The following is a 16,694-nucleotide window of genomic DNA, read 5'->3' as shown; positions in this document are numbered from 1 at the left end:
TGCTCTTCTCATGGGCGCGAAGACGGCACTATTGGCGTTCGCCGACGGCGACATCCGGTCGGCTTTGCGAGCCGCGACGGCATCGAATCAGGCCGAGGCGGAGCGTCTGGTCCGGCGGGTCCTTCCCGGCTACGACGTCACGCCGGCCGGTGAGAGCAGCCTCTTCGAGACCTACCCGCCCGACGACATCGCCCATGTGACCGTGCTGCCCGGCGTTGCCATCGTCTGCGATCAGCGGCTGATCCGGGACCGCCCCTCGGAGCTGCCCGATCATCTGCTCGAGGCCGGCGCCGGTCGCCGCATCGTCATGCACGGCATGCATTCGGTCGTCGATTGGCTGTGCTTCGCCGTCTGGGAGGACGGCGAACTCGTACGGTCCCTGAGCCTGTCGCCCGACAGCGGAATCATGGAAAACATCGGCGAGCCGTACGAGTTCGAGCGCCCCTTCTGGGACGGCGAGCATCCGGTCGAGCCCCTTTTCGGCCCGGGCCCGTACCCCCTGCCTTTCCATCCCCTGCAGTTGGGCGAGGTGGCCCTCAGCAACCTGTTCGGCTTCGTCATCGAAGGCAACCCCGCCCCGACCGACATCGACGCCGACTCGATTCCCATGCACGTCTTCCGCGTCGGCGACCCGTCCGGCGAGGAACAGCAAACCCGCGAAGCCGCCCGCGAGCAGCTGATGCGCGATATGGGCCCGGTCCGGACGTACCGCATGGGCCCCGACGGCACCTTGCAAGAAGTCAGCTGGGACTGAGTTCCGCGCAGCGGCGGCACGGCGTCAGCGGCGCCCGTGTCTTCCGCTGCCGCTGTTTCCGCGGATGACCACCAACGCCGGCTCACTCACCGGTGAACGCCGCTTCGATCTGCGCGCGGTCGAATCCTGCGGCGAGGCACAGATGCAGCAGAATCCGGGCCTTGTACGGGTCGAGGAAACCGGCCGAGATGAGCCCCCGCTCCAGCAGGTCGCGTTCCGAGCCGGCGAATCCGTAGGTCTCCCGCAGCACCGGCCCCGCACCGGTTCTCGAGGCCAGCACCACCGGGATCCGGGCGGCCGCCTCGGTCAGCGCGGGCACCCATTTCTCGGGCACGTGACCCGCCCCGAAACCGGCGATGACCAGGCCGTCGACCCGCTTGGTCAGGACTTCAAGCATTGTTCCGTCGTCGCCGAGCGTGGCTGGGTGGACCACTACCGACGGTGTCCCCGTCGGCCTTGGCAACGCCGGTCGGCGGGTCAGCCGGTTGAGGACGTGCGCCTGCCCCTCCACCACGTAGCCGAGTGGGCCGCCGTTCGGTGAGACGAATGCCGCCGGGCTGGTGGAGTGGGCCTTCCGCACCCGGCGGGCGGCGTGGATCTCGTCGGCGAACACCACCAGGCAGCCGAGGTCGCGGGCGCCCGGACTGGCCGCGACGGTCACCGCGGCCAGCAGGTTCGCGGGTCCGTCGGCGCCGGCCTGGGTGGCGTTGCGCATGGCCCCGGTGACCACCACCGGGTGCGCGCGGTGGAGCAGGTCGACGGCGTACGCGGTCTCTTCGATCGTGTCCGTGCCCTGCACCACCACGATGCCGGAGGCGGTGGTCGCCTCGATGACGTCCATCAGCTCGGCCAGGTCGTCGAAGCCGAGCGAGGCGCCGGGCCGGTTCCGCAAGCTCAGCGCCTCGACCTCGATGCCGGTGGCGGCCAGCCCGGGCACGGCGTCGAGCAGTTGCCGCACCGACAGGCCGGGCGTGACGCCGCCGGTCGCGGCGGTGGTCATGGCGATCGTGCCGCCCAGGCCCACGACAAGAACACGGCTCGAGCTCATCAGCACCAGGTTAAGGCGTGGCCTCCAGACGGCGGGAGCGTTCCTGCATGCCGATCAGGTCGTCGGGCAGCGAATCGGGGACGTCGGTGTCGAGGCGGCGCAGCGGGCGGATCAGGAACCCGGCCACCGTGATCACCGCCAGGATCGCGCCGAAGACGACGTACAGGAAACCGGTGCCGCGACCGGGACCGACGCCGATCACCGCGCCCACCGACCCGGCCAACGCGCCGCCGGGTTGCAGCAGCGGCTCGAAGAGCCGGACGCCGACCGGGGCCAGCAGGGCGAAGCCGATCGGCAGGGTCGACCACGAGATGGTCTGGTTCAGGGCGAAGACCCGGCCGTGGTAGCGCTGCGGCACCTTGACCTGCACGATCGTGGCGTAGATGTCCTGGGCCGTGGCCATCGCCATGGTCATCAGGAACAGGCCGGCGGTCACCACGACGATGGACGGGCGCACGCCGACCAGCGCGCAGCCGGCCGCGGTGCCGAGGTTGCCGACCAGCACGCCGATCATCCGGCGCCGCCGTGGCCCACCCCAGATGGCCATCAGCGTGCCGCCGGCGATCGCCCCCAGCGCCTCGGCCACGGCGACCTGCGCCACCTGGGCGACCGTGCCGAACGACAGCACCAAAGGCGCGGTCAGCACGAGCGCCGGCGCCAGGAAGATGTTGCCGAGCGCGAAGTACCCGAGCATCAGCCGGAACGAGCGGTGATTCCACGAGTAGCGCAGGCCGTTCATGATCGCCACGCCCATCGGCTCGCGGGGCCGCCAGCCGAGCGAGTCCGGGAACTTGATGAACAGCAGCGTCACCACCGCGAACAGGTAGCTCGTCACGTCGATCAGCAGGATGCCTTCGAGGCCGATCCCGGCCAGCAGCCCGGCCGCCAGCACCGGCATGAGCAGCAGCGCGAAGCCGTTGGTGAGCTGGGTGATGCCCATGGCGTGGCCCAGATAGCGCTTGGGCACGAGCTGCGGCACCGCCGACTGCAGGGCGATCCGCTGGAACGACGCGGCCACCTGACTCAGCGCGACCAGGGCATAGACCTCCCACAGCACCAGCCGGTCGGCCCACAGCAGCCCGGCCAGGATCAGTTGCAGGGCGCCCGAGCAGCAGCTCGCGATCATCATGGTCTTGCGCCGGTCGATCCGGTCGACCAGCGCGCCGGCCACCGGCAGCGTGAGCACACCGCAGATCAGGGCCAGGGCGAAGAGCAGACCGAGATTCGCCACCGATCCCGTACGGGTGTAGAGCCAGATCGGCAGCGCGAAGCTCGTGAGGGCCGAGCCGGTGGTGGAGATCAGCTGGCCGGCCGACACGGCGAGGAAGCGGCCCATGCTCGGCTTGATCGTGTTCGGCTCGACGGCGGTGTGGGTCTTCCGGTCGCGCAGAGCCCAGGAGGAATCGGCGCCGGACGCTTCGGCCTCGGCGGCCAGCGCCGGGTGCGTACGGGTGACGATCTCGGCCAGCTCTTCGGCGCGATGCTTGAGGAAGAAGTGCCCGGCCTCGTCCAGCACGACTAGGCCGACCGTGTCGCTGAGGAACTGCCACTCCGCGTACCGCTCGGGGTAGTAGTCGGTGACCGGGTCGGCCGAGCCGACGACCGAGATGATCGGTGCCGCGAGCTTGGGCACCTGCCGGTCGAGCAGGCCGGTGAAGTAGTCCTCGGAGGCGCGCGAGTCGGCCCGCATGGTCGAGATGATCCGGTCGGCTTGCTCCGGGTCGAGCTCGTCGGTGTCGACGCCCATGCCCTTGAGCCAGCTGGCGTAGTGCTTGTTGCTGCGCAACGCCTCCAGCCGCACCCGGATGGCCGAGATCGGGCCCTTGGGCCGGGCGAACGGGAACATGGCTCCGATGTAGACGGCCACCAGCTCACGGCCGCCCGCCTCCAGCTTGCGGGCCACGTCGGCCGCAATGGCGCTGCCCACGCCGCAGTGCCCGTAGATCACGAGCGGGCCGGTGATCCGTTCCCGGATCTCGGCCACCACCCGGCTGGTCAGCTCGTCCAGGGGCAGGCCGGTCTCGTCGAGGCCGACGTCGTGGCCGGGGATGGCCAGCGAGAACAGCGCGGCGCCGGCCGGCAGCGCGTCGGCCAGCGGCTGATAGACGATCGCGCTCCCTCCGCCGTACGGCACACAGACGTACGTGACTGTTCGTTGCGCAGCCGGAATCGGCCGGGTGAGCTCGTGCAGCAGGCGGCGCGGCCCGTCCTCACCCGCCGAGCCGTCGGCGAACTCGGCCAGCTCGCGGACCGTACGGTGCTGGAACAGGTCCATCACGCCGACCGCGCGCCCGCCCAGCTCGGCCTTGCGGATGCGCACGATCACCTGGGTGGCCAGCATCGAGTGCCCGCCGAGGTCGAAGAAGTCGTCGTCGATGCCCACCGCGGGCACGCCGAGCACCTCCGACCAGATGCGCGCGAGAGCGTGTTCGGTGGGCGTGCGCGGCTCGACCAGCTCGGCGGTCGCCTCACGGGTGATCACCGGGGCCGGCAGGGCCTTACGGTCGAGCTTGCCGTTCGGGGTCAGCGGCAGGGCGTTCAGCTCGACGAAGGCGGCGGGCACCATGTAGTCCGGCAGCCGATCCTTCAACGCCGCCTTGAGCCCGGCCACCTCGGTCGCCCCAACGACGTACGCGGTCAATCGCTTGTCACCCGGCGTGTCCTCGCGCACCAGCACGACGGCGTCGGCCACACCGTCCTGGTCGCGCAGGGCGCTTTCGATCTCGCCCAGCTCGATCCGCAACCCGCGCAGTTTGACCTGGTGGTCGAGCCGGCCCAGGAACTCCAGGGCACCGGTTTCGGGTTGGTGGCGCACCAGGTCACCGGTCTTGTAAAGCCTGGTTCCGGAGCCGAACGGGTCGGGGATGAAGCGCTCGGCGGTGAGGGCAGGCCGACGGTGGTAGCCGCGGGCCACGCCGGCGCCGCCGATGTACAGCTCGCCGGGGACACCGGGCGGCACCGGGCGAAGGTGTTCGTCGAACACGTACAGACGAAGGTTGTCGATCGGACGGCCGATGGGCACGGTGGCCGCGCCGGGGCGGCAGTGCCACGAGCTCACGTCGATGGCGGCCTCGGTCGGGCCGTACAGGTTGTGCAGTACACACTCGGGGAACCTGGCCATGAACTCTTCGGCCACGGCCAGCGGCAACTCCTCGCCGCTGCAGATCACCCGGCGTAGCGGGGAGGCGCCCTCCTCAGCCAGAAAGGGCGACAACATTGACGGTACGAAGTGAGCGGTGGTCACTTGTTCGTCGGTGATCAGATTCCGCAGGTACGCGGCGTCCTTGTGCCCACCCGGCTCGGCCAGCACCAGCCGGGCGCCGACCCGCAACGGCCAGAAGAACTCCCACACGGACACGTCGAACCCGGCCGGCGTCTTCTGCAGCACCGCGTCGCCGGAGTTCAGCCGGTACGTGCGCTGCATCCAGGTGAGCCGGTTGACGATGCCGCGATGGGTGTTCGGTACACCCTTGGGCCGGCCGGTCGAGCCGGAGGTGTAGATGACGTACGCGGTGTTCGCCGAACTGCCCACCGCCTCCGGATCGTCGGCAGGCTCGTCGCGCCAGGTCGGCTCGTCGTCGAGCACCAGCACGGTGGCGGCGGTTTCCGGCAGCGCCGACCGCAGCCGGTCCTGCACCAGCACAACGGGTGCACCCGCGTCCGCCACCATGAAGGCCAGCCGATCGGCCGGGTACTCCGGATCGAGCGGCACGTAGGCGCCGCCCGCCTTGACCACTCCCAGCAGCGCCGCGACCAGCTCGACCGACCGCTCGGCACACACCGCGACCAGGGTTTCCGGGCCCACTCCGGAACGCCGCAGCCGGTGCGCGATCCGGTTCGCCCGCGCGTTCAGCTCGGCGTACGAGGTCGATCGGCCATCGAAACGGACGGCGACCGCTTCGGGCGTACGGCGTACCTGCTCCTCGATGGCCTGGTGCAGCGAGGAGAGTTCGTCGAACGGGACAGCCGTGTCGTTCCAGCGGTCGACCACCAGTTCGCGTTCGCCGTCGGCCAGCAGCTCCAGGGCCGAGACCGGTCGCTCAGGAGCGTCCACGATGGAGCCGAGCAGCGTGCCGAAGCGGGCGGCCATCCGCTCGATCGTCGCGCGCCGGAACAGGTCGGTGTTGTAGACGAGCTTGCCCCACAGCCCCGACCCGACCTCGACCAGGTGCAGCTCGATGTCGAACCGGGTGGCCCGCAACTCCATCGGGTCCCAGTCGAACGCGACCTCGGCGCCGCCGGCGGCCGCCTCGAACCGGCCCATCTCGTAGTTCTGCAGCACGAACATCGCCTGGAAGACCGCCGAGCGGCTCACGTCGCGGGGCACGCCCAGCTCTTGCACCACCCGGGCGAACGGAACATCCGCGTGCTCGAACGCGTCCAGCACGACTGGCCGGGTGCGGGTCAGCAGCTCGGTGAACGCCGGGTCGCCGGCCAGCTCGGCCCGCATCGGCAGCATGTTGATGAACATGCCGACGACGTTCTCGAGCTCGGGCGCCGACCGGCCGGCCGACGAGACACCCACCGCGAAGTCGTCCTGGCCGCTGTGCCGGGCCAGCAGCACCTGGTACGCCGCCAGCAGCGCCATGAACAGCGTGCCGTCACACCGCCGGGCCAGCGCGGACAGCCCGTCGGTCACCTCGCGCCCGATCCGGAACTCGACGAAATCACCGTTGTACGTCTGGGTGGCCGGACGGGGGCCGTCGGTCGGCAGCTCCAGTACCGGCACCCCGGCCAGGCGGCCCGTCCAGTAATCGAGGTGCCGGCCGACCGGGGCCTCGGACTCCCAGTGCGCGAAGTCGCCGTACTGGATCGGCAGGTCCGGCAGGCCGTCGCGGCCGTGATAGAGGGCGATCAGGTCGCGCAGCAGCAAGTCGACCGACCAGCCGTCGGAGGTGATGTGGTGCTGGGTCAGCAGCAGGACGTGGTCGTCGCTGGCCAGGCGGATCAGCAGCGCCCGCAGCAAAGGCCCGTCGGCCAGGTCGAACGGTTCGACCGCGGCCGCGTCGACCAGGGCTTGGGCGGCCGCCTCGTCGGACGCCTCGACGATCCGCAAGGGCACCGCGACCTCGTCGGCCACCACCGCCAGCGGACGCCCGTCGGAGTCGGCCGGGAACCGGGTCCGCAACGACTCGTGCCGCCGCACCAGGTCGTCCAGCGCCGCGCGCAGCCGGTCGGCGTCGAGCGGGCCACGCACCCGCAGCGGCACGGCCATGAGGTACGCCGCCTCGCCCGGAGCGATCTGCTCCATGAACCAGACCCGCTCCTGCGCGTACGAGAGCGGCGGACTGGCGCCGTCGGGCCGGCGCGGAATGCCCGGGGCCGGCCGGGTCGCCCGGCGCCGCAGACGCTGGGCGATCAACGCGGCCCGGTCATCGGTCCGGATGGTCATGCTCCGGTGCCCTCCTCCGAGTTCAGCGACGCGGCCACCTCGGCGTCGGACAGCCCGTCGACCTCGGCGGTGATCAGCTCCTCGATCCGGGCGGCCAGGTCGGCCACCACCGGGAAGCTGAACAGCGACCGCATCGGCAGGTCCAGGTCGAGCTCGGAGCGGATCCGGCCCATGGCCCGCATGCCGCGCAACGAGTTGCCGCCCAGGGCGAAGAAGTCGTCGCCCGCCCCGACCTTCTCGACCTGCAGGATCTCGGCGAAGATCTCGGCCACCAGCGCCTCGGCGTCGGTCCGCGGGGCGACGTAGGCCGCCTCGGTGACCTCCGGGGCGGGCAGCCGCTCGCGGTCGACCTTGCCGTTAGCGGTCAGCGGCAACTCGTCGAGCCGGACGAAGACCTCGGGCACGAGCGGCGCCGGGAGGGTCCGCTCGAGGTCTTTCCGCTCGGCCGCTCCGACCGTGTAGGCGACCAGCTGCGGTTCGCCTTGCTCGTCGGTCCGCACGATCACCACCGCCTGGGTGACGCCGTCCAGGGCGAGCAGGGCCGACTCGATCTCGCCCGGCTCGATCCGGTGGCCGCGCACCTTGACCTGGTCGTCGAGGCGGCCGAGATAGTCCAAGGTTCCGTCCGTACGCCATCGCACCCGGTCGCCGGTGGCGTACATCCGGGTTCCTGGAGCACCGAACGGGCAGGGGACGAACCGTTCGGCGGTGAGCGCCGGACGGCCCAAGTACCCGCGGGCGACCTGCTCACCGGCGATGTACAGCTCACCGGGCACGCCGACCGGCACCGGCCGCAACGCCTGGTCCAGCACGTACGCCTGGACGTTCCCGATCGGGCGGCCGATGCTCACCGGGCCGGGCGGCAGCGGCGCACCGGGCTCGATCCGGGCCGCGACGCAGCCGACCGTGGTTTCGGTCGGCCCGTACTCGTTGGTGACCGCCGCCTCGGGATGTGCGGCTCGCCAGGCGGCCAGAGGTTCGGCGGCCAGTGCCTCCCCGCCGAGCACCAGGTCGGTGGTCGGCGACACGCGATCATCCAGAAGGGACAGATGGCTGGGCGTGGCCTTGACGAACGCGGGGCGGGTGGGCGGCGGCTCGTCGATCGCGGCCAGGTGGACCGTGCCGCCGGCGGTCAGCGGGCCCAGCAGCCCGGTGACGCTCAGGTCGAAGGTGAGCGGCGAGTGCAGCAGCGCCGTGCCGGTCAGGCCGGGGTAGGCGTGCCGGGCCCAGGCCAGGTAGGCGGCGACCGAGCGGTGCTCGACCACCACGCCCTTGGGCCGGCCGGTCGAGCCGGAGGTGTAGAGGACGTACGCCGGATTTCCGGGCCGCACCGGCACGGCGACCGGACCAGGATCGCCGTCCGCCTCGTCCACCGTGCGGAGCACCACCATCGGTTTCGCGTCGGCGAGCAGGTACGCGATCCGCTCGGCCGGATGGTCCGGGTCGACCGGCAGGTAGGCCGCGCCCGACTTGAGCACGGCCAGCACGGCGACGACCAGTTCCGGCGAGCGTGGCAGGACCAGCGCCACGATCTTCTCGGGAGCGGCGCCCCGGGCGATCAGCGAGCGGGCCAGCTGGTTGGCGCGGGCGTCCAGATCCGCGTACGTCAGGGAACCGCCGGCGAAAGTCAGCGCGGTCGCCCCGGGAGACCGCGTGACCTGCTCCTCGAACAGCTCGGGCAGCGTGCGTGCGGCAAGAGGGTGAGCGGTGTCGTTCCACTCGCGCACCACTCGGTCGTATTCGGGCTCGCTGAGCACCGGCAGCTCCGACACGCGGAGCTCCGGATCGGCGACCGCGGCGGACAGCAGGCGGACGAACCGGTCGACGATCGCCTCGGCGGTGGACCGGTCGAACAACGCCGTCCGGTAGAGCACCCGGCTGGTGCCGGCGGTCAGGTCGAAGGCCAGGTCATCCTTGGTGGTGCCGAGCGGCACGGGGTCGAAGCCGGTACCGGGGATGAAGTTGAGCGCCGCCTGGAAGATCGGCTGGACGGCCGGGTCCCGCTGCGCCGCGATCGCCTCGACGACCAGCTGGAACGGGGTCCCGCCGTGGTCCATGGCATCCATCGAGGCGTCCCTGACCCTGGTCACCAGCTCGGCGAAGGACGGGTCGCCGCCGAGGTCGCAGCGCACCGCGATCGGGTTGACCAGCATGCCGATCAGCGGCGTGAGCTCGGGCAGGTCGCGGCCGGCGGTGGAGACGCCGACGACGACGTCCGGTGTGCCGGACAGTCGGGACAGCAGGGCCGAGAACGCGGCCAGCAGCACCGGGAACACCGTGGTCGAGGCGGTCCGGCCGAGTGCCGTGGCGTTGTCGAGCACCTGCAACGGAAGGTCGAAGTGGACCTCGTCGCCGGCGAAGCCCAGCTCGGGCGGGCGGGGGCGGTCGAGCGGCAGGTCGAGGACGGGCGGGGCGCCGTCCAGGTGGCCGCGCCAGAAGGCGAGCTGTTGTTCCAGCGCCGGGCCGGCCAGCTGCTCGCGCTGCCAGGCGGCGTGGTCGGCGTACTGGATGGGCAGCTCGGGCAGCACGGCCGGCTCGCCGGCCAGCGTGGCCCGGGACAGCTCGCCCATCTCGGCCCGGAACACCTCGACCGAGTGCGCGTCGAACACGGCGTGATGCAGCACCAGCAGCAACCGCCACGAGTCGTCGAGCCGGAGCAGCCGGGCCCGCCACAGCGGCGGCTGGTCCAGCGGGATCGGGGTGCGGGCCAGCTCGCCGGCCCGGGCCGCCTGCTCGTCCGCGGGCCGCCCGCGCAGGTCGTCGACCGGCAGAACCGGTCGCTCGGCCGGATGCACCACCTGCATGAGGGCGCCGTCGACGAGGGTCAGGTGGGTGCGCAGCACCTCGTGCCGGGCCACCACCTCGGCGAAGATCCCGGCCACCTGCTCCTCGGACAGGCCGGGCGGGAACGTCCACGGGCTGGAGACGTTGTAGACCGGCGACCCGGCGTCGAGCTGGTTGGCCGACCACACCCTCTCCTGGGCGTACGAGGCGGGAAAGGTCCAGCTCATCGCAGGGACCTCGGACGCATGTCGGTCCACACCTGGTCGACGTGGGACAGGCACTCGTCCTTGGCCCCGGTGAACCCGGCGTCCTGCCAGCCGGCCGGCAGCGGCCGATCGGCGGGCCAGATCGAGTACTGCTCCTCGTCGTTGCAGACCACCACGAAACGATCCGGTTCCATGACGCCTCCTAGAGATCGGTGTGCGGCTCGGCCATCGCGACGGCGATCCGGCGCGGCCCGGTGAACGGCTCCCGGCCGTGGGCGGCGGTCATGTTGTCCACCACCAGGACGTCGTCGAGCCGGTAGTCGAAACGCACCGTGGCCGCCCGGTACGCGGCGCGCAGGTGGTCGAGCACGTCGCCCGGGATGGGCTCGCCGTCGCCGTAATACGTGTTGGTCGGCAGGTCGTCCTGGCCGAACATCGCCAGCAGCCCCTCCTGCAGGTCTTTGGGCAGCGTCGACACGTGGAAGAAGGTCGCATGGTTGAACCACCTCGGCTCGTCGCGGCCCGGCCGGAAGTGGACGGCGTTGCGAATGGCCCGCGTACGCAGCCCGTCCCGCCCACGCCATTCGACGTCGATGCCGTTGGCCGCGCAGTAACGGGCCACCGCGTCGCGATCATCGGTGCCGAAGACCTCGGACCAGGGCGTGCCGAAGTCGCCGTGAAAGTTGCGGACCAGCATCCAGCGCCGCCGCTCGAACTCGGCCCGCACCTCCGGGTCGATCTCGCGGTAGACCCGGCGGACGTCGGCCAGCGGCGTGGCTCCCTGCGTCTCCGGCGGCTGCCGGCAGTAGAAGAACAGGGTCAAAGGCCAGTTCGCCTGGTACGAGTTCTCGTTGTGCAGAAAGATCTCTTCGTCCGGCGGGTAGTCGGTCGAGGTGTAGACCTGCCCCTTGATGGTGCTCCGGGGTGACGACCGCTCGGTGTACGTGAGCGGGTCGCCCGCCAGCGCCCGCACGACTCCGTCGAACCCGTCCACGTCGCCGACCTCGAAGCCACGCAGCAGCACCGCGCCGTGCTCGACCAGCCGTTCGCGGATCTCCGCACGCCGGGCCGTGATCACGTCGCTCAGGGGTGTGCCGTCACTCTCGATCGTCCACGGCAGCTCGCTCATCGGTCCTCCTTCTCACCCGCGGGGTAGCCGGGGGATGGTCGGGGCCGCCGGTTCGGCGGCGGTCGCGGTCTCGGCCTCGGCCCGCAGCTGCTCGACCAGGGTGGCCAGCGCGGCGACGGTGGGTCGTTCGAAGAGGCTGCGCATCGGCAGCCGGACGCCGACCGCGGTGCGCATCGAGGCGATGATCTGCACGGCCACCAGCGAGTTGCCGCCCAGCTCGAAGAAGTCGTCGTCCCGCCCGACGTCGTCCACCCCGAGGTTGTCCCGCCACACCCGGGCGATGACCGCCTCCAATCCGTCCTCGGCGGTGTCCGGCTCGGCCGGGCCGGCTGCCGTGTCCGCCGTGTCGACCGGCCGCCGGGTGCGCTCGCGGATCTCGTCGACCGGGTAGGTGGTGATCGCGACCTGGGGGCCGAGGTCCGCGCCCAGGCTGCGCAGGAACGCGTCGGCGCCGTCGGCCGGGCTGATCTGGTCGGTTCGCTTCCGCTCGGCGGCCGGTTGCGGTGCGTCCAAACCACCGGTCACCGCCGTACGGTCCACCCGGCGCAGGACGAAGTCGGTGATCGCGACGATCTCGCGGCCGTCCGCGTCGACCAGCGACAGGTCGGCCACCACGAGGTCACCGGTGGTGGTGTCCCGGTGCCGCAGGTGGCTGTAGAAGGTGGCGGGCAGGTCACCCCGGATCACCACCCGGCCGTACGACAGCGGCAGGTAGCTGCCCTCGCCCCGGCCCTGGCCGAACGAGGTGGCTACGTCGAGCATCGCCGGGTGCAGCCCCCATTCGCCCACGTCGCCGGCGGGCGCCTCGATCCGGGCCAGCTCCTCGCCGTCGCCGACGTGGTGCTCGCGCAGCACGTCCCAGCGCGGCCCGAAGGTGACCATCCGGTTCGCCGTCTTGCCGAAGACCGGGCCGTCGTCGACCCGCCGGCACCGGGCGATCACCGCGGCCACGTCCAGCACGGGCGCGCTGCCGACGGCGGTCCACCCGGCCGAGCCGCGCACATGGTCGCGGGACCGGCTGGCGATCTCGAAGGTTCCGTCGCCGAGGGCCAGCTCGACCCGGTACTGGTCCACGGTTCCGGCCGGCACGGCGAACGGTTCCAGGAACACCACATCGGTGAGCTCGACGGCCTGACCGGGGCCGGGTGGCGGCCCGGCGGCCACCACGGCGGCACGGGCGCACTCGAGGTGGCCGGTGCCCGGCATCACCGGCACGCCGTCGATCCGGTGCTCGTCGAGCACCCAGTGCGTGGCCGCGCCGACCAACCCTTGCACGACCGTCTGCTGCGGACCGGCGGCCACAGTGGTCAGAACCGGGTGCGCCACGGGCTTCGAGGGCGGCCCGGTCTCGGCGGCCATGCCGACCTCGGCCCAGCCACCCCAGTTCTGCGAGGTCACCGGGGCTCGCCAGGTTCCGGCCCGGGCGTACGCGTCGAGGAAGGCGTTGGCGGCGCAGTAGTCCACCTGCCCGACACCACCGGCCACCGCCGTGATCGACGAGCAGAGCACAACGAAGTCCATCGGCTGCGCACCGAACACCTGGGCCAGGGCAAGGGTGCCGGCTAGTTTCGGGTCCATCACCCGCACGGCCTCGGCCTTCTCTTTGACCTCGGCCATCCCGCCGCCCGGCAGGCCGGCCGCGTGCACGATGCCGTCCAGGCCACCGAACTCCGCCTCGATGCGGGCGCTCACTTCCTGCAGAGCGGCCGGGTCGGTCACGTCGGCCGCCACCACCAGCACTTCGGCGCCGGCTGCCTCCATCCGGCGGATCGCGGCTATCGCCCGGCCCACCCGGTCGGCCGGGTCGCTGCCGTGGGTTGCCAGGTGGTTTTCCCAGGTCGCGCGCTCGGGCAGGCCGGAGCGGGTGAGCAGAACCAGCCGGGCCCGGACGCGGCTGGCGAACTCCTCGGCCAACGTGATGCCGATGCCACCCAGCCCGCCGGTGATCAGGTATCGCCCGTTCGTTCGCAGCACGCGTTCACCCGCGTCCTCGATCCGGACCGGCTCATATTCGGTGGTCCACCGGCGCCGCCCCCGCAGGGTGACTTCGTCGGGGCCGGGCCGGCCCAACTCGGCGATAAGCGCCGCCGCACCCGGCGCGGCGGCGCGGACGGCGGCTGGGTCGACGTCGATCAGGCGCACGGCCAGGCCGGGCAGTTCGGCCGGGAGCACCCGGGCCAGGCCGGCCAGGGTGGCGTGTTCCGGACGGACAAGGTCGCCGCCCGCGACGTCCCCGATGCCTGACGCAACCAAGTCGAGCCGGAGCGGTCCGGCGCCCTCGTCGCCGGCCCCCAACCCGGCCGCGGCCAGCGCCTGAGCCAGGTGCAGCACGCTGAAGAAGCCTCGATCCTGGGCGACCCAAGCGTCATGGACGTCGGTGCCGGCGGGATCGCCGTCCAGCGCCCACGCGTGCACGATCCGGCCGGGCTCGGGCAACGCCTCCACCAGCGCGGTGTAGTCGTCGGCCTCACCCGGACGCAGCTGGAAACCCCATGGCGCTGGGCCGAAGTCCGGGCCCGGCCGCACCTCCACCACCTCAGCCCCAACCGCCCGCAGCTCAGCGGCCAGCGCGTCCCCCCGAGGACCGTCGACAAAAGCCACATATCTACCGGTCGGCGGCAACGAGGGAACCGGCGCGGCCTGGCGCCAGGTGGGCACGGAGAACCAGTCGGCCGGCTCGCGCGGACCGGTGGGCGCCGCGACCGCCGCATTGAAGGCGGCCGGCTGCTCCGGGTCCGGGTCGACCCAGTAACGCTTGCGCTCGAACGGATAGACCGGCAGCGGAACCCGCATCGGCGCTTCGAGAGCCGGCGTCCGCACAGCGGTCCCCCGCGTCCACAGTGTGGCCAGCGAGCCGGGCAGCACGGCCGAGTCGCCGCTCGGTTCGCCGGGGCCGGGCAGGCTGGCCAGCGGCATCAGCGCCCGCTGCTCGGGAGCGGCCCGGCCGACCTGCATCCGGGCCAGCCCGGTGAGTTGCCGGCCGGGACCGCACTCGACCAGCGACCACGGCCCCTCGGCCAGCAGCGTCGCCACGCAGTCGCCGAAGCGGACCGGCCGGCGCAGGTGGGCGGCCCAGTAGACCGGGTCGGTGGCCTGCTCGTCGGTGATCCAGGTGCCGGTGACGTCGGACAGGAACCTCATGCGGGGCCGGCCGAGCGGCACGGCCGCCACCACCCGGGCGAACTCGTCCAGGATCGGGTCCATCATCGGCGAGTGGAACGCGTGCGACGTACGCAGCAATTTGGTCTTTTCCGGCCACTGCTCGGCGAACGCGGCGACCGCGTCGGGCGGGCCGGCCACCACGCACGTGCCGGGACCGTTCACCACGGCGACGGTCACCCCGTCCGGCAGGTGACCGGCCACTTCGGACTCGTCGGAGGTGACCGCGAGCATCGATCCGGCCGGCATCGACTGCATGAGCCGGCCGCGCGCCGCCACCACCCGCAGCGCGTCGCTCAGGGTGAAGACGCCGGCCAGCGTGGCCGCCACGTACTCGCCGATCGAGTGCCCGATCATCGCCGCCGGGCGGACCCCGTGGGACTGCCAGAGGGCGGCCAGCGCGTACTCGACGACGAACAGGGCGGGCTGGGTGAAGCGGGTCTCGGCCAGCTTCGCCTCGGCTTCCGGGTCGCGGCCCAGGATCAGGTCGCGCAGGTCCAGGCCGAGCAGCGGTTCAAGCACGGACGCGCACTCGTCCACGACCCGGGCGTACTCCGGTTCCTCGGCGTAGAGGCGGGCGCCCATGCCGGCGTACTGGGCGCCCTGGCCCGAGAACAGGAACGCCACCGGGGGTACGGCTTCCCCGGCCAACCCGGTCGGGCGGCGCTTGGCCCGCAGGGCGGTGACCGCCTCGGCCAGGTCGGTCGCGACCACGGCCGTCCGGTGCGGGTACTCCGGGCGTCCGGCCTCCAGGGTGTAGGCGACGTCGGCGAGGTCGTCGGTGGCGGTGGTCAGGTGCTCGGCCAGTTGCTCGACCGCATTGTCTAGGGCGGACGCCGTACGGGCGGAAACCCGGAGCACCCGGCTGCGCCTCGGCCGCGGTGTGCGCAGTGTCGGTTCGGGGGCCTCTTGCAGAATCACGTGCGCGTTCGTGCCGCCGATGCCGAACGAGCTGACCCCGGCCCGGCGCGGCACCCCGTCGGTCTCCCACTTGGCCAGCGTCGAGGCCACGTGAAAGGGGGTGGTGGCGAAGTCGATCGCCGGGTTGGCCCGCTCGTAGTTGACCGTCGGTGGGATCAGCCGGTGTTCCATCGCCAGCACCGTCTTGATCACCCCGACGACGCCGGCCGGCTGGCTGAGGTGGCCGATGTTCGACTTGACCGAGCCGAGCGCGCACCAGCCCCGATCGGCCGTGTCCTGGCCGTAGACCGCGGACAGGGCGGCCACCTCGATCGGGTCGCCCAGGGCGGTGCCGGTGCCGTGCGCCTCGACGTAGGTGATGGTCCGGGGGTCGACCGCGGCCGAGCCGACCGCCTGGGCCACCGCCGCCATCTGGCCCTCGACGCTGGGCGCGGTGAACCCGGCCTTCTGCGCGCCGTCGTTGTTGATCGCATTGCCCAGAATCAGCGCCCGTACGGTGTCCCCGTCGGCGATCGCGTCGGCCAGCCGCTTGACCACGACAACGCCGGCCCCGCTGCCCCACACCGTTCCGTTGGCGGCCGCGTCGAACGGGCGGCAGTGCCCGTCGGGTGAGGTGAAGCCGTCCATGCCCATGTAGCCGATGTTGTGCGGCATCTCGAGGTTCACGCCGCCGGCCAGCGCCATGTCGCACTCGGCGTTGCGCAGCGCCTCGCAGGCCAGGTGCAGGGCGACCAGCGAGGTCGAACAGGCGGTGTGGACGGTCAAACTGGGGCCGGTGAGGTTCAGCCGGTACGACACGGTGGTCGCCACGTAGTTCGGCGAGTTGCCGGTCGAGATCGAGACCGCGCTGTGCGGCGACCCACTGATCTTGGCGTTCCGCAGGATGTTGTCCCGCAGATACGTCTGGCTGCCGGTGCCGGTGTAGACGCCGACCGCACCGGGGTAGCGGGCCGGGTCGTAACCGGCGTCCAGCAGCGCGGCGTGACTGGCCTCCAGGAACATCCGGTGCTGCGGGTCCATCACCTCGGCCTCGCGGGCGGTCAGCCCGAACAGGCCGGCGTCGAACGTGTCGAAGCCGTCGACCACCGGGGCCTGGTTGACCCAGCTGGGGTCGTCCACCTCGCTGAGCTTGGCCCCCCGGGCTAGTTGCTCGGCCCGGGTGAACGAGGTGATCGATTCGACCCCGTCGACCAGGTTGCGCCAGAACTGCCGGGCGTCGTCCGCACCGGGGACCCGGGCGGCCAGCCCGACAATGGCCAGCGGCTCGACCCCGTCCTCGGGAAGGTCCATGGTGACTCCTT

At 71.8% G+C, this 16,694-nt stretch carries 7 protein-coding genes; 1 reads left to right on the top strand and 6 read right to left on the bottom strand.

Annotation, left to right across the window (positions count from 1 at the left end; all coding sequences use genetic code 11):
• Positions 1 to 10 precede the first annotated feature (10 nt).
• Positions 11 to 754, top strand: a complete 744-nt coding sequence (locus OWR29_RS06600) for a DUF6928 family protein (RefSeq protein ID WP_267561611.1) — start codon at positions 11 to 13, stop codon at positions 752 to 754.
• Between the two features lie 82 nt (positions 755 to 836).
• On the opposite strand, the gene OWR29_RS06595 is transcribed toward OWR29_RS06600, so the two are convergent.
• The 6 genes from OWR29_RS06595 to OWR29_RS06570 are packed head-to-tail and all read right to left on the bottom strand — an operon-like array spanning position 837 to position 16,683.
• On the bottom strand, positions 837 to 1,808 hold the full coding sequence (locus OWR29_RS06595; RefSeq protein WP_438872555.1) for an asparaginase: 972 nt from the start codon (positions 1,806 to 1,808) through the stop codon (positions 837 to 839).
• 4 nt (positions 1,809 to 1,812) lie between these two features.
• A complete protein-coding gene (locus OWR29_RS06590; protein WP_267561609.1) occupies positions 1,813 to 7,194 on the bottom strand; it encodes a non-ribosomal peptide synthetase/MFS transporter in 5,382 nt (1,793 codons plus the stop codon).
• Positions 7,191 to 10,205, bottom strand: a complete 3,015-nt coding sequence (locus OWR29_RS06585; protein WP_267561608.1) for a non-ribosomal peptide synthetase — start codon at positions 10,203 to 10,205, stop codon at positions 7,191 to 7,193. Before OWR29_RS06585 ends, OWR29_RS06590 begins: the two co-directional genes overlap by 4 nt.
• Entirely contained in the window at positions 10,202 to 10,378 is a 177-nt protein-coding gene (locus OWR29_RS06580) for an MbtH family protein (protein WP_267561607.1), read from the bottom strand. Before OWR29_RS06580 ends, OWR29_RS06585 begins: the two co-directional genes overlap by 4 nt.
• Before the next feature lie 8 nt (positions 10,379 to 10,386).
• The gene (locus tag OWR29_RS06575; protein ID WP_267561606.1) at positions 10,387 to 11,313 is read right to left on the bottom strand and encodes a TauD/TfdA family dioxygenase; all 927 of its coding nucleotides are present in this window, start codon (positions 11,311 to 11,313) and stop codon (positions 10,387 to 10,389) included.
• A 12-nt stretch (positions 11,314 to 11,325) separates the two neighbouring features.
• The gene (locus OWR29_RS06570) at positions 11,326 to 16,683 is read right to left on the bottom strand and encodes a type I polyketide synthase (RefSeq protein ID WP_267561605.1); all 5,358 of its coding nucleotides are present in this window, start codon (positions 16,681 to 16,683) and stop codon (positions 11,326 to 11,328) included.
• Positions 16,684 to 16,694: the final 11 nt, after the last annotated feature.

It is taken from the genome of Paractinoplanes pyxinae, from assembly GCF_026626335.1.
Classification (GTDB): Bacteria; Actinomycetota; Actinomycetes; order Mycobacteriales; family Micromonosporaceae; genus Actinoplanes; species Actinoplanes pyxinae.
This window is presented reverse-complemented; position numbering and strand designations above follow the sequence as displayed.